This is a genomic window from Ectopseudomonas oleovorans, from assembly GCF_003052605.1.
GTDB lineage: Bacteria > Pseudomonadota > Gammaproteobacteria > Pseudomonadales > Pseudomonadaceae > Aquipseudomonas > Aquipseudomonas oleovorans_A.
The window spans coordinates 29,215-49,894 of the sequence record NZ_QASO01000037.1; the positions used below are offsets into that span (position 1 = coordinate 29,215).

Sequence of the window (20,680 nt, forward strand, 5' to 3'; positions counted from 1 at the left end):
TGCGTCCTTTCAGATTCAGTGTGGACTCTCTTTGGAGAAACGATTGGTTACTGGCTAAACTCACATGAGCAGAATCGGGGGAGCCAATGCAGATTGCAAAAGTCAAGGTCGAAAAGTTTCGTGGGATTGAATCCGGCATCGTGACGCTGTCAGGCCACAGCGTATTTCTCGGTGACAACAACGTCGGGAAGTCAACGCTGCTGGAGGCCATAGATCTCGTCCTCGGCCCGGAACGGCTCTCCCGAAGACCCGTCATCGACGAGCACGACTTCCACGCCGGGCGCTACCTGGATGAAGAGGGAGATCCGGTTCTCATTCGGATTGAAGTTATCGTCAGTGACCTGTCCGCCGAGCAGCAGCGACACTTTCGTGACCACATCGAGTGGTGGTCCGCCACGGAAAAGACGCTACTCGTAGGCCCGCCCCCGGAAGGCACGGATGCGTCAGACGTGTCGGCCGCGCTGCGGGTGTTTTTCGAGGGTCGCTACGACAAGGAAGAAGACGACTTCACGGGCAATACTTTCTTCGCGACCCCAGTGCTAGCTGAAGGTACTCACCCAACTTTCAAAACGACCGACAAGCGCAAGTGCGGCTTCCTGTACCTCCGGACGCTGAGGACAGGGGCGCGGGCATTGAGCCTGGAGCGCGGGTCGTTGCTTGATGTCATCCTCAGGCTTCAAGACAAGCGCGTGACGATGTGGGAAGACCTGCTGAACGAGTTGCGCAAACTCCCCGTGGCCGATAAGCCGGAACTCGGCATCGCCCCGCTCTTGAAGGACGTCCAGGACGCTGTTCGCCGATTCGTTCCTTCTGACTGGGCAGAGGAACCTCACATGCGCGTGTCGGATCTCACTAGAGAGGCCCTGCGCAAGGATTTGACCGTTTTCATGGGCACCGGTGCGAAGCGTCCGGACGGCAGCACCTATTGCGCGCCATATCACCATCAGGGCACCGGCACGATCAATACACTGGTGCTGGCGCTGCTATCTATCATCGCGGGCCTGAAGCAGAACGTCATCTTCGCGATGGAGGAGCCCGAGATCGCCCTTCCGCCACATACCCAGAAGCGCATCGTTAACAGCGTGCGCGAGACGTCGGCACAGGCGCTTTTCACGTCGCACTCGCCCTATGTGCTCGAAGAATTCGCGCCGTCCGAGATGCATGTGCTGCGGCGTGACGGGGGCAAGCTTTCTGCGATGCTGGCGACATACCCACCAGCGGTCAAGCCCAAGGCATACAAGGCAGAGTTCAGGGCCCGCTTCTGTGAAGCGCTGCTTGCCCGATATGTACTTGTTGTCGAAGGTCGAACGGAGTTCGATGCGATACCTGCAGCGGCGCGCCGGCTTAACGACTTGAACCCCACAGAATACAAGACGCTTGAGGCCCTGGGGGTGGCCGTCATCGATGCGCAAACCGATGCGCAGGTTGCGCCTCTCGGCAAGTTCTTTAGAGACTTGGGCAAGACGGTCTTTGCTGTGTTCGACAAGCAGGAACCAGCCGCTTCCGCTGCCATCAAGGCCGCCGTGCACCACTCATTTGAATCTGCCGAGAAAGGTTTCGAGAACGTAGTGCTGCACCACACCGCGGAGGCAGCCCTTCGTCGATATGCGCTCAGCCTCGTCGCGGAGAACGCGTGGCCGAACCATCTGATCGCCAAAACTCCTAACGCCGCCCAGACCGTGGAGCAAATTCGCGACGCATTGCGGCAATTCTTTGGCTGGGCCAAGGGAAGCGGCGATGCCGGCGACTTGCTCGGGTGCTGCACCGAGGCGGAGATGCCGCAGTATGTCCGGGACACGCTGCGGGTGATCCACATCACCGTCGAACCTCCGCCGCTGCCACCCGTGCCGTCAGCGGCGGCAGCACCGTTCGATGACGAAGAGTTATGACGGTCGAACAAGACTGGACACCGCAGAAGAGGGACTTTCTGCAAAGCACGGGGCACGTGCTCGCCATGGGTGGTCCAGGCTCCGGAAAGACGCATGTCGCCCTGGTCAAAGCCAGGGACGAGATTCGATCAGCAAAGCTCCTATCAGGCCAGCGCATCCTGTTTCTCAGCTTCGCGAGGCCCACAGTGGCACGGGTCCTTGAGAAAGCCAAGGAACTCATCACCGCGGATGATCTGAGACTTCTAGATGTCAACACCTATCACGGCTTCGCATGGAGCGTTCTGCGAAGTCATGGCTATCTGCTCAACAACGGAAAGCCGCTCCAGCTCCTACCACCTCCCGAGGGCTCCGCGCGCTTGGCTCACTTTGCCAAGGAGCAGCATCACCAGGAGAAGTTGCGCCTTTTCCATGAAGAGGGGCTGCTCCACTTCGACCTCTTCGCCCAGTTGACGGCTGAACTGCTGCGCCGCAGCCGGCGGCTGGCAGGTATCTACACAGCGACCTACCCGATACTCGTCGTGGACGAGTTCCAGGACACGAACGCCGACGAATGGGCGATGGTCCGCGAGCTTGGACGCGGCTGCAGGATCATTGCCTTGGCCGACCCCGACCAGCGTATTTACGAATTCCGCGGCGCCGATCCTCAGCGGCTCAAGGAATTCGTGGACCAGTTCGACCCCTTGCCAGTCGAGTTTGAAGGGGAGAATCATCGCAGTGCCGGAACCGACATCGCAACGTACGGTTCAGACTTGCTCACCGGGAAAAACAAGGGCGCCGTCTATGCCAATGTGTCGGTGGTCGAGTACGGCGTGTACTACGGAAGGGGTCCGCATTTCCATGCGAAGGCCCAGCTCATCCAGGCAATCAAGCGACTTCGCAAGGAGCCGGCCTGGTCCATCGCAGTGCTCGTCCCATCCAAGGCCTTCATGCTTCAAGTGTCCGACTACCTCTCCGCGGAGTCCGATGGCATGCCCAACCTTCGCCACGAGGTGGCGATGGACGCGGAATCCCCGGCGCTTGCGGCAAACGTCATCGCCACGCTAATGGAAGGAGGCCCTTCGGAGCTTCTGGCTGCGCGGCTACTCTCCGCCTTACATACCCACATCCGGGGCCGCAGTGGCACCAAACGCCCTGCGCAGGCGGAACTCGACATGGCCGACGCCATCGACCAATACTTGGTCTCCGGAAAGATCCGCGGCAAGAATCGCCAAGCGTTGATCAGCGAGTGCGCGCGCCTAGCAGCGCTTCGCCAGGACGTCGTATTCACCGGCCATCCTGAAGAAGACTGGTTGACTGCGCGGGGGCTTCTCGCGACGTCTGCCGTTGGCCAACTGTCGCGCGTTGCCGCTGATGCCAAGTATCTCCGCCTGCTTCACAAGGGCTCAAACCTGCGGGCGTCTTTGTCAGAGCTTTGGAGATCCCAAGGACAGTATGTCGGCGCTATCGAAGCTGTCCGGGGCGCTTTGCTGCAGGAGCATTTCACAGCAGCCGCCAAGGAATGGCGTGGAGTTCATCTCATGACCATTCACAAAGCAAAGGGTAAGGAGTTTGACGAGGTACTGATTTACGAAGGGCGATATGCTGGACGAATTGTGCCTGCGAATGCAGATACTTCTCGTCAAAGCCAAGCCCTTTTGGCACTGCGGGTCGCAGTCACAAGAGCTATGAAGAGAGCAACAATCCTGACGCCATCGGGAGACCGCAGCATTTTTTTGTAATCAGCTGGTAGCGAGTACTGTCCAAATCAGCACGGTCTTCGCATGTTTCTGAAAAAGCGGTCGTCCATCAGTCCGCATTCCTAGCTGACCGCTCAACGGCGCTCCGCCAAGGTATCGGCATCGCAACAGAAGAGCCGATGCCATGCCCGCAATCCCTGTATCCCGGCGTCTGGTCGGCGCTGGTCTCCTGGCCGCAGCACTGGCCAGCGGCTGCGCGACCACCACCGCGCCGCTGGTGCCAGACGCCATAGAAGGCGTCTCCTCCGCTCCCGAACCCGAGGCACCCGAGTTCATTCCCGTCGTGCGCTATGGCCGCTACACGCTGGTCGAGCTGGCACCCACGGCGGCGCAGCGTGACTTGCTGTTGCAGACCATCGACGTGTCCATGCCCGAGGATGCCCGCGCCACGGTGGGCGATGGGCTGCGGCATGTGCTCAAACGCAGTGGCTACCAGCTTTGCGAGACGCCCAGCGCCGTGACCGAGTTGTATGCGCTGCCGCTGCCGGCGGCGCACCGGCATCTTGGCCCCATGACCTTGCGCGATGCGCTGCTCACCCTGGCCGGCCCGGCCTGGGAACTGCATGCGGATGAACGGGCACGGCAGATTTGCTTTGAGCAGCCTGGAGGCAGTGCGACCGCCGAGCACGCACACGAGCCGCCTGTTGCCGAGGCGGTGCAGACGTTTCCGCTGATGCCTTCGGTTTCGGGAGGCCAGCCATGAATACCGCGCAGGCTCCCCGGCGCCCGATCTCCGCCGTGGTGTTGCAGAGCCTAATGTGGCTCTGGCTGATCAGCCTCAGCGTTTTCGCTGCCCTGAGCTACCAGACCATGAACGACCAGGCCGACCAGACGCTGCTTGATTCCCGCCTGCAACGTCTCGAAGCGCAGGCGGTGGGCCTGGCCGAGACCATTGAGGCCATCCAGCAGCGTCCAGTCGTCGCAACAGCGGCAGACCTCAAAGATACCCGCGAACGCCTGGAAGCACGCGCCGCCCAGGTCGAGACAACGCTGAGCGGCTATGCCGCTGCCGAAGACCTTCAGGCGCTTCGTGCGGAAGTCGAGCAGATCAAGGCACGCCCAAGCGCCCTGCGTGCCGCAGCGCCCGCCCAGCCGCGCTCACCGAGCAGGCCCACCGCCAAACCAGAACCGCCGCCACTGCCGTTCCGCATCGTCGGCGCCGAACTTCGCGCCGGCCAGCGCAGCCTGTCCGTCACACCGAATAACGGGAACTTCACGCCCGACCAGCTTCAAGTGCTGCTTCCCGGCGATGCCGTCGGCCCGTGGCGCCTGCAGGCAGTCGAGGGCAACACTGCGGTGTTCCAGGCCGGCGACCAGACCCGTCGCATGGCGATTCCTTGAGCGGAGCGCACGACATGAAACCGTCGATCATCCTTTCCGCGCTCCTGCTCGCGTCTGCCCAGTTGCCCGCCTGGGCGCAGCAGCCGGCCACGGCTCCCGCCGGCAGTGCGCACAGCCAGGAGCGCCCGCTGGTTACTCGCTCCCTGGACGACCGAGTGGCAGGCGACTGGGGCCTGCAACCGCAGGAGTGGGCTCGCTATCGCGAGCTGATGGACGGGCCGTTGGGCATCTACTCGCCCAACCTGGACCCACTGTCCGCCCTGGGCATCGAGGCGCGCACCGACGAGGAACGGCGCCGCTACGCAGAGCTGCAGGTGCAGGTCGAGGCGCGCCGTATCGAGAAGCTGCTCGCCTACCAGCGTGCCTACGACCAGGCCTGGCAGCGCCTGAGTCCCGGCATGCAGCGGGTGAACCTGCCTGACGAAAAACCCGGCGCCGGCACAAGCGCCAATCCCTTGCGCGGTTCAGGCCGCACGGCCGTGTTCGTCAAGGACGGCTGCGCGGCCTGCGGGCAACTCGTGCAGCGCCTGCAATCCTCCGGCACCGAGTTCGACCTGTACATGGTCGGCAGCCGCCAAGACGACACGCGCATCCGCGACTGGGCCAAGCGTGCGAACGTCGATCCGGCGCGCGTGCGCAGCGGTGGCATCACGCTCAACCATGATGGCGGGCGGTGGCTGTCGCTGAGCTTGCCCGGAGACCTTCCTGCGGTCGTGCGCGAGGTGAACGGTCAATGGCAGCGCCAGCCATAGCGGCCACCTCCGTTTCGCAGTGCTTGCGCGCACTGGTGATCGCGGCGGGCCTGTGCGCCTGCGCCGCCCATGCCCAGGAGCTTCCGCCACCGGCTTACCAGCTTGCCGCACAGCGCGCGGGCATCCCCTCGACGGTGCTCTACGCCGTGGCTTTGCAGGAAAGCGGCATCCGCCGCAACGGGCGCATCGTCCCGTGGCCGTGGTCCCTCAACGTCGCCGGTCAGTCGCGCCGCTTCACCACCCGTGCCGACGCCTGCGCTGGTTTGCAGCAGGCAATGCGCGCCACGCCGCACACACGCATCGACGCGGGCCTGGGCCAGATCAACCTCGGCTACCACCAGCAGCGCTACGCCAGCCCGTGCGACCTGCTCGACCCATACAGCAACCTCGCCATCGCCGCTGAAATCCTGAAAGAGCAGCACACCTCGGGCGAGGACTGGTTGCCGGCGATCGGTCGCTACCACCGTCCTGCGGGCGGAGAACCTGCGGCTCGTTACCGGCGCAGCGTGTCGCGCCACCTTGCCCGTGTGCAGGGCACACACCCAACCGCCGCGGCCATCGCCGTGCACCAGGAGAGCACCCCATGAAAACATCCCATTTGACCCATCTCACACTGAAGGGCCTGCTCGTGCTGCTGGCGGCTCTGCCACTGGCCTCGCGCGCCGGAGAGCCCCTGATCGTCGTCGAAGACCGTGGCGGCACGTCGGCGCTGCCGTACTACGAGGCTCTGAACCTTCAGCCGCGCGCCAATGCTCCGGCCGGGCCGCCCATCCCGATGCTCCCGGTGCCCGCCACGCCCATGGATGAGGCCGCGATGTTGCCGGTGCGCAGTGCCAAGCTCACGCCTGGCACCGTCGCGCGGCGCGTGATCGAGGCACCGGGCCTGCGGCCTTTCGTAGTCGTCGGCGACGACGAAGCTTCCCACGCCTGGCTGCTTCGCCAGGCGGGCTCGCTGCGCGAGCGCGGCGCGGTGGGCCTGGTGGTTAACGTCGAGACCATGCAGGGCCTGGCACGGCTGCGCGCCCTGGTGCCCGGCGTGCCCCTTGCGCCTGTGGCCGGTGACGACCTGGCCGAGCGCCTGGGTCTGCGGCATTACCCGGTGCTGATCACAGCCACCGGCATCGAGCAATGAAGCCATGTCGGGGAAACAGCCGGTCGAGGTTCTGCTGCGCCCAGCGGTGGAGTTCTATACCGTCGCGGCGTGTGCAGGCGCCGCGTTTCTGTCCCTGGTGGCCCCGTGGTCGCTCGCGCTGAGCCCCGCCATGGGCGTCGGCAGTGCGCTGGCGTTCTGCATCTACGGTGCCATCCGCTACCGCGATGCCCGCGTCATCCTGCGCTACCGACGCAACATTCGCCGCTTGCCGCGCTATGTGATGACCAGCAAGGACGTGCCGGTCAGCCAGCAGCGTCTGTTCGTGGGACGCGGATTTCTGTGGGAGCAGAAACATACCCATCGGCTGATGCAGACATACAGACCGGAATTTCGCCGCTACGTCGAGCTGACGCCGGCCTACCGGCTGGCGCGCAGGCTGGAGGAACGGCTGGAGTTCGCGCCATTCCCGCTGTCCCGGCTACCTGCGCTCACGGGCTGGGATGTGCCTTTCAACCCGGTGCGCCCGCTGCCGCCTGTGGGCGGCCTGCCGCGCCTGCACGGCATCGAACCCGATGAGGTGGACGTCAGCCTACCGCTGGGTGAGCGCGTCGGGCATTCGCTGGTGCTGGGCACCACGCGCGTGGGCAAGACGCGGTTGGCCGAGTTGTTCGTGACTCAGGACATCCGGCGCAAGAACGCCGACGGCGAGCACGAGGTCGTCATCGTCATCGACCCCAAGGGCGACGCCGATCTTTTGAAGCGAGTGTACGTCGAGGCCAAGCGCGCGGGGCGCGAGGGCGAGTTCTATGTCTTCCACTTGGGCTGGCCCGACATTTCCGCGCGCTACAACGCTGTGGGCCGCTTTGGGCGCATCAGCGAGGTGGCCACCCGTGTTGCAGGACAGCTCTCCGGGGAAGGCAACAGCGCGGCATTTCGCGAGTTCGCCTGGCGCTTCGTGAACATCATCGCCCGTGCCCTGGTGGAACTGGGGCAGCGTCCTGACTACATGCTGATCCAGCGGCATGTCATCAACATCGACGCGCTGTTCATCGAGTACGCCCAACACTACTTCGCCAAGACCGAGCCCAAGGCCTGGGAGGTCATCGTCCAGATCGAGGCCAAGCTCAACGAGAAGAACATCCCGCGCAACATGATCGGGCGCGAAAAGCGCGTGGTGGCGCTGGAGCAGTACCTCTCGCAGGCGCGCAACTACGACCCGGTGCTCGACGGCCTGCGCTCGGCAGTGCGCTACGACAAGACCTACTTCGACAAGATCGTCGCATCGCTGCTGCCGCTGCTGGAGAAGCTCACCAGCGGCAAGATCGCCCAGCTTCTGGCCCCGAACTACTCCGACCTGGCCGACCCACGCCCGATCTTCGATTGGATGCAGGTCATCCGAAAGCGCGCCGTGGTCTATGTCGGCCTCGATGCGCTGTCCGACGCCGAGGTCGCCGCCGCAGTCGGCAATTCCATGTTCTCCGACCTGGTTTCGGTCGCCGGCCACATCTACAAGCACGGGATCGACGACGGCCTGCCGGGCGCATCGGCTGGCTCGCGCGTGCCGATCAACGTCCATGCCGATGAGTTCAACGAGTTGATGGGCGACGAGTTCATCCCGCTGATCAACAAGGGCGGCGGCGCTGGCCTGCAAGTCACCGCGTACACACAGACGCTCTCGGACATCGAAGCACGCATTGGCAACCGCGCGAAGGCCGGTCAGGTGATCGGCAACTTCAACAACCTGTTCATGCTGCGCGTGCGCGAGACGGCTACCGCTGAATTGCTGACCCGGCAATTGCCGAAGGTCGAGGTCTATACGACCACCATCGTCAGCGGCGCGACCGACAGCTCCGATATTCGTGGAGCGACAGACTTTACGTCAAACACCCAGGACCGCATCAGCATGTCCAGCGTGCCGATGATCGAGCCATCGCACATCGTCGGCCTGCCCAAAGGCCAGTGCTTCGCGCTGCTGCAGGGCGGTCAGCTTTGGAAGGTGCGTATGCCGTTGCCGGCGCCAGACCCGGATGAAGTGATGCCGGCGGACTTGCAGCAACTGGCCGGGCACATGCGCCAGAGCTACAGCGAGGCCACGCAGTGGTGGGAGTTCACCAGCTCCCCGGTCTTGCAGGACGCGGCCTTGCCGGACGATCTGCTCGATGAGACGGCCATCACCACACCCATCACCGGCACGGGCGATACGGCCAGCGAAGAGGCCGCGCCATGAGCGATGCCGCCTCGACTGCGCAGCGCGAGCAGAACCGCCGCCAGGGCTTGATCGTCGGCACCATCACCTTGCCGCTCCGGCTGCTCGGGGTGCTGGTCGGCTCGCTGCTGTTCTCGATCCTGATGGAGTGCATCGGCATGCACCTGTTCTGGAAAGACCAGGGCTGGCAGCACTCCCAGCAAATGTTGCAGTACGAGCTGGGGCACCTGTCCAAGCATTTCACGCGCAGCGTGGTCGTGCAGGAGCCGGGGCGAACGGCGCACGAGCTGGTGGACACGGGTTATGAATGGGTGTTCGTGCGATCAGGGCTCCTGGAGCGCATGAGCCAGACCGCCGAGCGCGCCCGCGCGCCCAGCCAGGGGAAAAACCAGGACGGAGGGCGCAACTTCCGCTACTTCATCAGCCAGGTCTATGTCTGGACGGAGAGCTACCTGATCGCCGCAGCCTTCACGACGCTTACTTTCCTCGTGCGCCTGCTGGTCCTGGCGCTCACGCTGCCGCTGATCTTCACGGCCGCTTTCGTCGGCCTGATCGACGGTTTGGTACGGCGGGATGTGCGCCGGTTCGGCGCAGGCCGGGAATCCGGCTTTATCTATCACCGAGCGAAAGCGAGCCTGATGCCGCTGGCCGTGCTGCCCTGGGTCACGTACCTGGCGCTGCCGATCTCGGTGCATCCGCTGCTGATCCTGCTGCCCAGCGCCGGCTTGCTGGGGCTGGCCGTGAGCCTGACTGCAGGGAGCTTCAAGAAGTACCTCTAGGCCATCAATCCGGTCATCCGCAGGTTCTTATTGTTTGCGGCCTGATACGCCTTTGATCGCCACGATCAAGCCATTGCTTATCACAGGAATGGCGCGATGTTGGCTCCGATCTGGCTGCGCGCCGCGCATCGCGGCGTGCCCACTTTTCTCGTGACGGCCCTGCTGATGGGTCAGTTCCCGGTTGCCTTGGCCGAATCCCCGGCACAGCGCCAGGAGCTGGTTGCCGCGCTACGCCAGCTCGACGCGCTGGAGCGCACCATCGCGGATGGCGCTGCACACGCACCCATCCAGCCGGGCGAGCGCTACCACTTCGATTACCCACGACTGCTGGCTGATCTGGCGCGTGTGCGCGCCGGCATCCAGGCCCATCTCACACCGTCGCGCGCCCAGCCACGCGACCTCTCCGAACTGGCTGGTGTGTACCGCACCGAGCGGACCGCCCCGCCATCGCTGCCGACGACTGCGCAGGGCAGACCATGAACGGCGCCCAGGTCTCGGCATTTCAAGCCAACAGCGGTATCGCGCCGTCCGCGATGGCGACCGTTCTGGTCGGCATCGTGTTTGCGGTTCTGCTCGTCTGGGGCGTCTGGGCCATCCGAACGGCCTACGTGGGGTGGGCCGAGAACCGCCTCAACCAACGCCAGTTCCTCGGCGTCTGCATCCGCTTCGTCGCGATGTACCTCGTCATGACGTTCTTCCTCCTCTCCTGACCTGAAGGGATTGACCATGCCAAACCGCATCCTCACTACTCGTTTTGTCCAACGCGCCGCCGTCGCCCTGGGTGCCGCCGCGCTGCCCGCGCTGTCGTTTGCGCAAGGTCTGCCGCAGCTGGAAAACCCGACCCGCGGCGCCGGCAGCGGCATCATGGAAACAATCAGGAACTACGGCTACGACATCATCATGCTCGTGGCCCTCCTGGTGGTGGCGTCGATGTTCATTGGCGTGTGCTACCACGCCTACGGCACCTACGCGGAAATCCACACCGGTCGCAAGACTTGGGGGCAGTTCGGTCTCACGGTCGCCATCGGCGCCGTCCTGCTCGTGATCGGCATCTGGCTGCTCACCGAAGCCACCGGCATCCTGTAAGCGAGGACGGGCTATGTCCGAGCAACAGCATGTCCGTGCCGATGGGACAGTCACGTTCCTTCCACACCGGCTCAACAGGCACCCGGTGGTCGTGCGCGGCCTCACTGCCGATGAGTTGTGGATTTGCTGCGGCCTGTCCGGCGCTGCCGGCCTGGTGGTTGGCGCGCCGCTGTCCTGGGTGTTACGCACCATTGCCATCGCGCCGACCTTCGTTGTCCTGGGCGTGGCGCTGGGCGTTTTCATCGGCGGCGGCATCCTGCGCCGTCTCAAGCGTGGGCGTCCCGACACCTGGCTGTACCGGCAGTTGCAGTGGCGCATTGCCACGCGCCATCCGCTGATGGCCGGTTGGGTGGGCGGCCATGTGCTGATCTCGCGCTCCGGCTTCTGGACCATCCGCAGGGGCATGCACGGGGGCGCGCGATGAGCCGTTTCAAGAACGAGATCACCCACCTGCAGGCGCACATCAAGACGCTGCGCCTCGGCGCGGGTGCGCTGGTCATCGTCGCCCTGGTCATGGGCGGCGGCTGGTGGAGCGCACCGCGCGATCTGACCATCCACGTCCCGCCTGACCTGCGCTCCGGCAGTACCCGCAAGTGGTGGGAAGTGCCGCCCGAGTCGGTCTATGCGTTCACGTTCTACGTGTTCCAGACCCTCAACCGCTGGCCGACGAATGGCGAAGAAGATTACCCGCGCAACCTCCACACGCTCTCGCCGTACCTCACCCCGTCCTGCCAGGCATTCCTCAAGGCGGACTACGACTACCGCCGCAGCACGGGCGAGCTGCGCCAGCGGGTGCGTGGCATCTACGAAATTCCCGGTCGCAGCTATGGCGACAACCCCACGGCGCGCGTGCGTGTGATCTCCGACCGCGACTGGGTGGTGACGCTGGACATCAGCGCCGACGAGTACTACGGCGCCGAGCAGGTCAAGCGCGCCCTGGTGCGCTACCCCGTGAAGGTCGCGCGGGTGGATGTCGATCCCGCCCGCAACCCGTTCGGCCTGGTACTCGACTGCTACGAGGGCACGCCCCAGCGCATCAGCGCCCCGGAGCCGACGCGCCCGGTGCCTGGTGGCCTAACGCCGCAAGCGCCTCAAGGAGGTAATTTCCCATGAAGCCCATGAAGCATCCTGTGTTCGCGCTGCTGGGGCTGCTGGCCGTGGCCGCTACAGTGGTTGTGTCCCCCGCTGTCCAGGCGGTGGAGATCCTGCGCTGGGAGCGCATGCCGTTGGCGGTGCCGTTGAAGGTCGGCCAGGAGCGCATCGTGTTCATCGACCGAAACGTCCGCGTGGGTGTGCCTGCGGGCGTCGGCGAGCGGTTGCGCGTGCAGAGCGCGGGCGGCGCGGTGTACCTGCGTGCCAGCGAGCCGATCGAGCCCACGCGGCTGCAATTGCAGGACGCCGATACGGGCGCGCTGATCCTGCTCGACATTGCGGCGGAGCCGCCCAAGGACGGCGAAGCCGAGCTGGAACCGGTACGCATCGTCGAGGGCAACAGCACACCGGCACGGTATGGCGATCAGCCTGACGGTGCCGATGCGCCCCAGGCGCGCGCCCAGGATCAGGCGGGTACCCGGACGGCGCGGCGCGAAACGCCAATCCCCGTCGTGCTGACACGTTTTGCTGCGCAGAACCTCTACGCGCCGCTGCGCACTGTGGAAGCCTTGCCAGGCGTTATGCGGGTCAACCTGCGCCGTGGTCTCGATCTCGGCACGCTGATGCCGACGTTGCCAGTGCGCGCTGTGGCGCTCGCGTCGTGGCGTCTGGAAGACCAGTGGGTCACTGCCGTGCGCCTGACCAACAACAGCAACGACTGGATCAGCCTCGACCCGCGCGTGCTGCAAGGCGATTTCCTCACCGCCACTTTCCAGCACGAGGCGCTTGGCCCGCGCGGAACTCCCGAGGACACCACCGTCCTGTACCTGGTGACACGCGGACGCGGTCTCGCGCAGTCGCTGCTGCCGGCGATCCATCGCTTCGACCCCGCTGTGCATCTCCCGCCGCCCAAAGCCGCAGTCAGCAACGGCAGGGAGGCCCACCATGCGCAGTAACGGACTCCTGAAGTGGCTGCTGATCCCCGTGGCCCTGCTGGTGCTGTTCGTCGCCATCCGGCTGTTCTCCGGTGGCGGTGCGTCGGCACCGCCTGCCGCAGATGGCGGCGGCAGGCTCACGCCGGAAGAAATGAAGGCGCTGGGCATCGAAGGCGATACCCCGCGCGACACCGTGGCGACGCTGGTTGCCCAGGTGAAGCAGTTGCGCACCGAGCTTCAGACCGCGCTGTCCGACAACAGGTCGCAGCGTGAAGAGAACCAGCGGCTGCGCCAGCGCGAGAACGCCATCGACCAACGCATTAATTCGGCCCTCGAATCCGAGCGCTCCAACCTGCGCCGCGACCAGCAGCAGGCGGCCAGCACGCGCCAGCAGACCGAGGGGCTGCTCGCCGACCTGCAGCAACGCCTGGACAGCATCGGCGGACGTGGCGGCGGCCATGCCGATTTGCCGGTGGGGCTGGGCCTGCATGACGGCGACGAGGCCGGCATGGAAGGCGGTATGCGCTGGGTGGAGCCTGATGACGCGAAACAAAGCGACGGACGCGGCAGGTCGAATAGCGGCATAAACTTCCCCACCAGCTTCGGCTCCTCGCAGAGCACGCTGGAAACCACAGCGCAAACCGTGGCAAACGCGGGCGCACGCGCGGCTGGTGTCAAGAGCGCAACGCCCGTCTACACCGTGCCGACCAACTCGACGCTGATGGGGTCGGTGGCAATGACCGCGCTGATTGGCCGCGTACCGATCGACGGCACGGTGAACGACCCATATCCCTTCAAGGTGCTGGTCGGGCCGGACAACCTCACCGCGAACGGCATCGACATCCCCGATGTGGCCGGGGCCGTGTTCTCCGGCACCGCATCGGGCGACTGGACGCTCTCGTGCGTGCGCGGCCAGGTGCGCAGCATCACCTTCGTGTTCCATGACGGGACCATCCGCACCATTCCCGAGGATCGCGAGGGCAACCAGCAGAACAACCAACAACGTGACGGCCTGGGCTGGATCAGCGACCCGTATGGCATTCCCTGTGTCAGCGGCGAGCGGCGCAGCAATGCGCAGCAGTACCTTGGCACCCAGGCGCTGATCACGGCGGCTGGCGCTGGCGTGGCCTCACTGATCGAATCCGACAACGGCAGGGCGTCCTATGTCGGCGCCGACGGCTCCATCGGCAGCGTGGGCATCAGCGGCCAGGAAGCCGTGGGCCGGATTCTCGCCAGCGGCGTCCAGGACATGTCGAGCTGGGTCAACAAGCTCTACGGCCAGGCCTTCGCTGCCGTTTATGTGCAGCCCGGCGCCAAGGTCGCCGTCCACCTCGAAAAGCCGCTCGCCATCGACTTCGATCCCGAAGGCCGCAAGGTCGATCACCGCGCAGGAGAAAGCCATGCCCTCGAACTTGAATAGCTGGGCTCAGGGCCTGGCGCTGGCCTTGGCCGTCGCGCTGCTCGGTGGCTGCGCCACCAGCAAGGAAAAGCTGCTGACCCACGGCGACAGCACGATGATGAACATCTGGCAGCAGAACGCCGGCGACGGCGGCGGTGGTGCCGGCCAGGTAGCGCGCAGGCAGTTGCTCGATGCGCGCCAGAGCCTGCGCAGGCCGCTGACCGAGATGGACGTGCAGGCCGCGCCTGCCGAGCAGATGCGCTACACGCGCACGGCGCGCAACGAGGTCTACCGCCAGTTCCAGCGCCTGCCCAACCCCGATCTCGTGATGTACGTGTATCCGCATTTGGCGGGCACCGACCCAGTGCCGATTCCGGGCTATACGACCGTGTTCCCGCTGTACCAGCGCGTGCAGTACGCCATGCCAGGCGAGCGCGTGGAGGATTACTGATGCGCTGGAAACTCCCCAGACCGAAGCCGACCGCGCCGAAGCTGGCCGCATCCGATGCTGACGACGACGAGCAGCCGGACGGCTGGCAACGCCACGTCGAGGCACTGCGCCAGGTCGGCATCCCCGAACCCGGCACGGCGGTGCAAGGCCGCAGGCCGGCGACCCTGGCAGACGAGCAGGCGCTGTACGAGGTCGCGCCGTCGTTCGTGGAACTGCTGCCCTGGGTGGAGTTCCTGGCGCAGTCGAAAGCCATGTTGCTGGAGGACGGGCAATCGGTGGCGGCGTTCTACGAGCTGGTGCCGCTGGGCACCGAAGGCCGGGAACCTGGCTGGCTCGCGCAGGCCCGCGATGCCTTGGAAAACGCGCTGCAGGACAGTTTCGATGAACTGGATGAGAACCCCTGGGTGCTGCAGCTCTACGCTCAGGACGAGCCCAGTTTCGACCAGTACATGCAGACCCTGCGCGACTATGTGCAGCCGCGCGCCCGTGAGACGGCGTTCACCGAGTTCTACCTGCGCTTCTTCGGCCATCACCTGCGCGCGGTGGCTAAGCCGGGCGGTCTGTTCGAGGACACGGTGGTCACACGGCTGCGCTGGCGCGGCCAGACCCGGCGTGTGCGCATGGTGGTCTATCGCCGCGTGACCGGCCAAGGGCAAAACAGCCGCCGCGGGCAGACGCCCGAGCAGATGCTCAATATCGTTTGCGACCGCCTGTGCGGCGGACTGGCGAACGCCGGCATTCAGGCCCGGCGCATGGTGGCTGCGGATGTTCACGACTGGCTGCTGCGCTGGTTCAACCCGCGTCCCACGTTGCTTGGGCCTGGGGCCGAAGACAGGGAGCGCTTCTATGCGCTGGCGCGCTACCCCGACAGTACGGAGGCCGGCGAAGACGGCGAGATCGAATTGGCGAGCGGGCGGGATTTCAGCCAGCGGCTGTTCTTCGGCCAGCCGCGCTCCGACGTGGCGCAGGGCACCTGGCATTTCGACGGCCTGCCGCACCGCGTGCTGATCACCGACCGCCTGCGCATGCCGCCGGGCACAGGGCACCTGACCGGCGAGACACGCAAAGGCGATGCCATCAACACGCTGTTCGACCAGATGCCCGAGGACACCACCCTTTGCCTGACGATGGTCGCCACGCCGCAGGATGTCCTTGAGGCGGACTTGAACCACCTGGCCAAGAAAGCGGTCGGCGAAACCCTGGCGTCGGAGCAGACGCTCAAGGACGTGCATGAAGCCCGTTCCCTGATCGGCAGCGCGCACAAGCTCTATCGCGGCACGCTGGCGTTCTACCTGCGCGGGCGCGATGAGGCGGAACTGGACCGACGCGGCCTGGATCTGGCGAACGTCATGCTCAACGCTGGCCTGCAGCCGGTGCGCGAGGACGACGAGGTGGCACCGCTCAACAGCTACCTGCGCTGGCTGCCGTGCTGCTACAACCCCGGCCAGGATCGGCGCCGGTGGTACACCCAACTGATGTTCGCCCAGCACGCGGCGAACCTCTCGCCGGTGTGGGGCCGCGCCCAGGGTACGGGGCACCCCGGCATCACGATGTTCAACCGCGGCGGCGGGCCGATCACCTTCGACCCGCTCAACCGCCTGGACCGGCAGATGAACGCCCACCTGTTCCTGTTCGGCCCGACGGGTTCGGGCAAGTCGGCGACCCTCAACAACCTCTTGAATCAGGTCACGGCGATCTACCGACCCCGCCTGTTCATTGTCGAGGCCGGCAACAGCTTTGGCTTGTTCAGCGACTTTGCCCGGCGCCTGGGCCTGACCGTGAACCGGGTCAAGCTCGCGCCGGGCTCGGGCGTTACCCTGGCGCCGTTCGCGGATGCGCGCCGGCTGATCGAGACGCCCAGCGACGTGCAGACGCTCGACGCCGATGCCCTGGACGAAGACCTGCCGCCCGATGCTGTGGCCATGGAGGCAAATGAGCAGCGCGACGTACTGGGCGAATTGGAGATCACCGCGAGGCTGATGATCACCGGTGGCGAAGACAAGGAAGAAGCCCGGATGACGCGGGCCGACCGCTCGCTGATCCGTCAGTGCATCCTCGATGCCGCAGAACACTGCCACAGCAAGGATGGCGAGAAGCGCACCGTGCTCACGCGCGATGTGCGCAATGCGCTGCGCACGCGCAGCCAGGACCCGACGCTGCCGGAAATGCGGCGTGTGCGACTGCTGGAGATGGCCGACGCCATGGACATGTTCTGCCAAGGCACGGACGGTGAAATGTTCGACCGCGACGGTTCGCCGTGGCCCGAGGCCGACATCACCCTGGTCGATCTGGCGACCTATGCCCGCGAGGGCTACAACGCGCAGCTCTCCATTGCCTACATCAGCCTGATCAGCACGGTGAACAACATTGCCGAGCGCGATCAGTACCTGGGCCGCCCGATCATCAACGTCACCGACGAAGGGCACATCATCACCAAGAACCCGCTGCTCGCCCCCTACGTGGTGAAGATCACCAAGATGTGGCGCAAGCTGGGGGCCTGGTTCTGGCTCGCCACACAAAACATCGACGATCTGCCGCGCGCCGCAGAGCCCATGCTCAACATGATCGAGTGGTGGATCTGCCTGTCGATGCCACCCGATGAGGTAGAGAAGATCGCCCGCTTCCGCGAACTCTCGCCTGCGCAGAAGGCGCTGATGCTTTCGGCGCGCAAGGAAGCCGGGAAGTTCACCGAGGGCGTCATCCTCTCCAAGAGCCTGGAAGTGCTGTTTCGGGCCGTGCCACCGAGCCTCTATCTCGCGCTTGCGCAGACCGAACCCGAGGAGAAAGCCGAGCGTTACCAACTCATGCAACAGCACGGCATCAGTGAACTCGACGCGGCCTTCAAGGTGGCCGAGAAGATCGACCAGGCGCGCGGCATCGAGTCGCCGGCCTTGGGCCTGCCGCAATAGCCGCCGGAGACTGCCGTGAAACCGAAACATCCTTCCATTCCGATGCCAGTCCAGGCGCTCCGCCATCGGCGCTCGCGCAAGCGCTGGCCCTGGTTCTTGGCCGCTGGATTGATCGCGCTGCTGCTGATCTGGCTCGTGTCCCGCGCACCCAGCGAACCCGCGTCGTTGGCTCCCGCGCCGGTCAGTACCGCGCAGGTGGCCGGGCCGCCCTGGCAAATGGGCAACGCGCAGGGCCGGTTCACGCTGACGCTCTATGCCGACCTCGAATGTCCGTTCTGCCGGGAGTACTTTCCGCAACTCAAGCGCTGGGTCGGCAGCAACACCGACGTGGCCCTGCAATGGCAGCACCAGCCGCTGGCCGCGCACGAACCGGCTGCCTCCGCCGAGGCACGCCTGGCCGAGTGCGCCGCCGAAACAGGTGGGCATGCGGCCTTCTGGCAGGCCATCGAATGGGTCTATGCGCACACGCGCAGTGACGGCCTGGGCTTGCCCGAGGGCCTGCGCTATCCCGGCCTAAACCCAGCCGTCGAGCAGTGTTTGGCCAGCGAGCGGCCCGAAACGTTGATTCGCGCTCAGGCCGAGGAAGCCACCAAGGGCGGCGTGACCGCGACGCCATCCCTGCGACTACACGATCGCCAGACCAGCCAGGCGATCCTGCTGCAGGGGCCTATCGAAGGCGATGCACTGCTGTCGGCCATGGACATGCTGGCAGCTGAGGATTCGGTCGTTTCACCCACTACGGAAATGCCTGCCGACGTCGTCGGCGACATGCCCAGGTAGCCCGCGGTCATTGAGGCTACGGCGCAGCACGCTGCGCTGACCGCTACCCGTTCGCCCCGCATCCTGGCCGCGAACGATCACCGCTGCTGCGGTGATGGATGCACCTTGTTCCATTCCCTGGAGGGCCTGCCCTCCAGGGGCATGTGCGCCCTCCGATTTCCCTGCCTGGAGGTTCGCCATGTCTGTCGTCATCAATGACTCCTGCCTGGAGTCGCTTTCCGATATTTCTGTTCAGAACGAGGACTGGATCGTCCAGCAAGCCATCGTGTTGCTGGAGCGACGGGTTTTCAAAGCAGGGCCACGTCTTGAACGGCCCGCTGCGGTCAGGGACTACCTTCGCTTGAAGCTGGTCGCCGAGCCCAATGAGATATTCGTCGTCGTGTTCATGAACAGCATGCACGACGTGCTGGCCGTGGAGCCGATGTTCCATGGAACGATCAATGCGACCTCGGTTTATCCGCGTGTCGTGCTGCAACGCGCTTTGCAACTGAACGCCGCTGCGGTCATCTTCGCCCATCAGCACCCCTCGGGCACCACCGAGCCATCCAATGCGGATCGCTTGCTGACCGAGCAGTTGAAGACGGCCTTGGCGCTTATCGACGTGCGGGTACTTGACCATTTCGTGATTGGTCAGGGCACACCGTACTCGTTCGCCGAGTCTGGTCTTTTGTAGGAAGGCCCGTGGTTCACTGATCACAGCGGGGGCTTCGGCCTCCGCTTTTTTCCATGCGGCAGCACCGAACAGGTATGCGGGGTGCCCGCGATGCGCATTGTTTGTTGGGGCGGCAGCGGGTTCGCGTTCGACTATGGCTCTGATCAACTTCCAGGGCACGCGACATGCCAGCATCTTTATTCCGCTTCGCATCCGGCTGGCGAACCCTTGGCCTGGCCGTTGCACTGCCGGCATCCTTGGCCGTTTTCAGCCCAGCCACCTTCGCCGCCGATGTGGTGGTCGTCACCGACAGCCGCCACCCGGTCAAGACCATGGGTGGCGAGCGGTTGATCGAGTTGGATGAAGGCCCGCGCATCGAAGCCGAGCTTTCCGCACAGCTGCCCGCCGATCCTGAGCAGGCCACGGCCATCGTCAAGCGCCGTCTGAACAACGGCGGTGCCGACCTCCAGCGCCGCATTGCTTCCGCATACCAGGGCGTCGCCGACGCATGGAGCCTGGGCATCACCAGCATCCCGGCGGTCGTGGTGGATCAGCGTTACGTGGTCTATGGCGAGCCGGACGTGGCCCGTGCCGTCGCGCGCATCGAGCAACACCGGAGGCCGCAGCCATGACCCGACCCTTCGAGCGGATGCGCCGCCTGCGTGCTGGCGTGGTCTCAGTGCTGCTGCTCAGCGCCACGGGCAGCTACGCCCTCAACACCGCAACCATCGTTGGCTCAGTGGCATCGCCGGACTGCCTCGAATACCGCGTCGTCGGCATCTGCTACTGGCTCTACTGCACCTGGACGGGCTGCACGGTGCGCACATCCATCAAGGTCCGCCACTACATCCCCGATGCGGTCGTCTCCAGCTACAGCAACACCGGCGAGAACCCTTGGGTCGAAGTCCGGGCGATGAGCGCGCCCAACCCATCCGCGCAGGCCGGCGGGGACGGCACCACCAACGAAGACCACGAAAACAATCTCGCCAAGTTCAAGAACGCGGACGTCATCGGCCATCCCGGCGTCGAGGTGTTCAACCAGTTCGTCTCATCGTCGGGCTACTTCTGCGAGGGCGCGGGCACGGCGTTCATGCCGTATCTGCTCAGCACCCTGGACACACTGGCCTGGCGCTACAACGTGCCGGAGATGGCCTACCCGGAGGCACTAATTCCGGGCAGGCGCGAGGTCGGCGCGCGCACCACGATGAACCTGTGGGGCAACGTCTATCCGCGCGGCGGCTTCCTGCACCAGGCCGACGACCACAAGGCCGGCGCCGTGGTGGCCCAGCGCGCCGGCGATGTCGTCACGCGCCGTGGGCAGATTCACGTCTATCAGCCGCTGCTCGCCAACTCGCGGCCCGGTTACTGGCCTGCCGGCGCGCTGATGGAAGGCGATGCCTCGACGGGCAAGTGGCAGGAACTCACGCCCGTCCTGTCCTCGTCCTGCACGGTGTTCCCGCGCAGCGGCTTCCTGACCCAGGCGCAGCAGGGCGATTACGCCTGGGCGCTGTGGCGGCCCTATGCGTGCTGCGAACGTCGCGGCCAGGTATTCCTCGGCAGCGTCGATTTCCAATGAGGGT

General features: G+C 65.1%; 22 protein-coding genes. All 22 read left to right on the forward strand.

Annotated features, from left to right (window positions below; translation table 11 throughout):
* Positions 1 to 86 precede the first annotated feature (86 nt).
* The 22 genes from DBO86_RS06630 (at position 87) to DBO86_RS06735 (ending at position 20,676) form a co-directional block, all read left to right on the forward strand.
* Positions 87 to 1,889: an ATP-dependent nuclease gene (locus DBO86_RS06630; protein WP_012205971.1), complete on the forward strand. Its 1,803-nt coding sequence runs from the start codon at positions 87 to 89 to the stop codon at positions 1,887 to 1,889.
* The gene (locus tag DBO86_RS06635) at positions 1,886 to 3,607 is read left to right on the forward strand and encodes a UvrD-helicase domain-containing protein (protein ID WP_108233287.1); all 1,722 of its coding nucleotides are present in this window, start codon (positions 1,886 to 1,888) and stop codon (positions 3,605 to 3,607) included. Before DBO86_RS06630 ends, DBO86_RS06635 begins: the two co-directional genes overlap by 4 nt.
* Positions 3,608 to 3,749: 142 nt before the next feature.
* Positions 3,750 to 4,328 carry a PFGI-1 class ICE element type IV pilus protein PilL2 gene (pilL2, locus tag DBO86_RS06640; protein ID WP_012205973.1) on the forward strand — a complete coding sequence of 193 codons (579 nt, stop codon included), beginning with the start codon at positions 3,750 to 3,752 and terminating at the stop codon, positions 4,326 to 4,328.
* Positions 4,325 to 4,966: a hypothetical protein gene (locus DBO86_RS06645; protein ID WP_012205974.1), complete on the forward strand. Its 642-nt coding sequence runs from the start codon at positions 4,325 to 4,327 to the stop codon at positions 4,964 to 4,966. The genes pilL2 and DBO86_RS06645 overlap by 4 nt, the downstream gene beginning before the upstream one ends.
* Positions 4,967 to 4,980: 14 nt before the next feature.
* The gene (locus DBO86_RS06650; protein WP_012205975.1) at positions 4,981 to 5,718 is read left to right on the forward strand and encodes a TIGR03759 family integrating conjugative element protein; all 738 of its coding nucleotides are present in this window, start codon (positions 4,981 to 4,983) and stop codon (positions 5,716 to 5,718) included.
* A complete protein-coding gene (locus DBO86_RS06655; RefSeq protein ID WP_012205976.1) occupies positions 5,700 to 6,305 on the forward strand; it encodes a transglycosylase SLT domain-containing protein in 606 nt (201 codons plus the stop codon). Before DBO86_RS06650 ends, DBO86_RS06655 begins: the two co-directional genes overlap by 19 nt.
* Positions 6,302 to 6,850: an integrating conjugative element protein gene (locus DBO86_RS06660; RefSeq protein ID WP_014596100.1), complete on the forward strand. Its 549-nt coding sequence runs from the start codon at positions 6,302 to 6,304 to the stop codon at positions 6,848 to 6,850. Before DBO86_RS06655 ends, DBO86_RS06660 begins: the two co-directional genes overlap by 4 nt.
* A gap of 4 nt (positions 6,851 to 6,854) precedes the next feature.
* Complete coding sequence (gene traD, locus DBO86_RS06665) at positions 6,855 to 9,038, forward strand: type IV conjugative transfer system coupling protein TraD (RefSeq protein ID WP_108233288.1); 2,184 nt, start codon at positions 6,855 to 6,857, stop codon at positions 9,036 to 9,038.
* Positions 9,035 to 9,796, forward strand: a complete 762-nt coding sequence (locus DBO86_RS06670) for a TIGR03747 family integrating conjugative element membrane protein (RefSeq protein ID WP_012205979.1) — start codon at positions 9,035 to 9,037, stop codon at positions 9,794 to 9,796. Before traD ends, DBO86_RS06670 begins: the two co-directional genes overlap by 4 nt.
* Positions 9,797 to 9,892: 96 nt before the next feature.
* Positions 9,893 to 10,276 carry an integrative conjugative element protein, RAQPRD family gene (locus DBO86_RS06675; RefSeq protein ID WP_108233289.1) on the forward strand — a complete coding sequence of 128 codons (384 nt, stop codon included), beginning with the start codon at positions 9,893 to 9,895 and terminating at the stop codon, positions 10,274 to 10,276.
* The gene (locus tag DBO86_RS06680; RefSeq protein WP_012205981.1) at positions 10,273 to 10,506 is read left to right on the forward strand and encodes a TIGR03758 family integrating conjugative element protein; all 234 of its coding nucleotides are present in this window, start codon (positions 10,273 to 10,275) and stop codon (positions 10,504 to 10,506) included. Before DBO86_RS06675 ends, DBO86_RS06680 begins: the two co-directional genes overlap by 4 nt.
* A 16-nt stretch (positions 10,507 to 10,522) precedes the next feature.
* The gene (locus DBO86_RS06685; protein WP_012205982.1) at positions 10,523 to 10,882 is read left to right on the forward strand and encodes a TIGR03745 family integrating conjugative element membrane protein; all 360 of its coding nucleotides are present in this window, start codon (positions 10,523 to 10,525) and stop codon (positions 10,880 to 10,882) included.
* A gap of 13 nt (positions 10,883 to 10,895) precedes the next feature.
* Positions 10,896 to 11,306 carry a TIGR03750 family conjugal transfer protein gene (locus tag DBO86_RS06690; protein WP_023124764.1) on the forward strand — a complete coding sequence of 137 codons (411 nt, stop codon included), beginning with the start codon at positions 10,896 to 10,898 and terminating at the stop codon, positions 11,304 to 11,306.
* Complete coding sequence (locus DBO86_RS06695) at positions 11,303 to 11,995, forward strand: PFL_4703 family integrating conjugative element protein (protein ID WP_108233290.1); 693 nt, start codon at positions 11,303 to 11,305, stop codon at positions 11,993 to 11,995. The genes DBO86_RS06690 and DBO86_RS06695 overlap by 4 nt, the downstream gene beginning before the upstream one ends.
* Positions 11,996 to 12,000: 5 nt before the next feature.
* Positions 12,001 to 12,930, forward strand: coding sequence for a TIGR03749 family integrating conjugative element protein (locus tag DBO86_RS06700; protein WP_108233330.1), 930 nt, complete (start codon positions 12,001 to 12,003; stop codon positions 12,928 to 12,930).
* Entirely contained in the window at positions 12,920 to 14,329 is a 1,410-nt protein-coding gene (locus DBO86_RS06705; RefSeq protein WP_108233291.1) for a TIGR03752 family integrating conjugative element protein, read from the forward strand. Before DBO86_RS06700 ends, DBO86_RS06705 begins: the two co-directional genes overlap by 11 nt.
* A complete protein-coding gene (locus DBO86_RS06710; protein ID WP_012205987.1) occupies positions 14,310 to 14,759 on the forward strand; it encodes a TIGR03751 family conjugal transfer lipoprotein in 450 nt (149 codons plus the stop codon). The genes DBO86_RS06705 and DBO86_RS06710 overlap by 20 nt, the downstream gene beginning before the upstream one ends.
* Positions 14,759 to 17,668 carry a conjugative transfer ATPase gene (locus tag DBO86_RS06715; RefSeq protein ID WP_108233292.1) on the forward strand — a complete coding sequence of 970 codons (2,910 nt, stop codon included), beginning with the start codon at positions 14,759 to 14,761 and terminating at the stop codon, positions 17,666 to 17,668. The genes DBO86_RS06710 and DBO86_RS06715 overlap by 1 nt, the downstream gene beginning before the upstream one ends.
* A gap of 15 nt (positions 17,669 to 17,683) precedes the next feature.
* The gene (locus tag DBO86_RS06720; protein ID WP_108233293.1) at positions 17,684 to 18,448 is read left to right on the forward strand and encodes a DsbA family protein; all 765 of its coding nucleotides are present in this window, start codon (positions 17,684 to 17,686) and stop codon (positions 18,446 to 18,448) included.
* Between the two features lie 178 nt (positions 18,449 to 18,626).
* Positions 18,627 to 19,121 (forward strand): RadC family protein, encoded by a 495-nt coding sequence (gene radC, locus DBO86_RS06725; RefSeq protein ID WP_012205990.1) that lies wholly within the window; start codon positions 18,627 to 18,629, stop codon positions 19,119 to 19,121.
* Positions 19,122 to 19,285: 164 nt separating this feature from the next.
* A complete protein-coding gene (locus DBO86_RS06730) occupies positions 19,286 to 19,732 on the forward strand; it encodes a TIGR03757 family integrating conjugative element protein (protein ID WP_108233294.1) in 447 nt (148 codons plus the stop codon).
* A complete protein-coding gene (locus DBO86_RS06735) occupies positions 19,729 to 20,676 on the forward strand; it encodes a TIGR03756 family integrating conjugative element protein (protein WP_012205991.1) in 948 nt (315 codons plus the stop codon). Before DBO86_RS06730 ends, DBO86_RS06735 begins: the two co-directional genes overlap by 4 nt.
* Positions 20,677 to 20,680 lie beyond the last annotated feature (4 nt).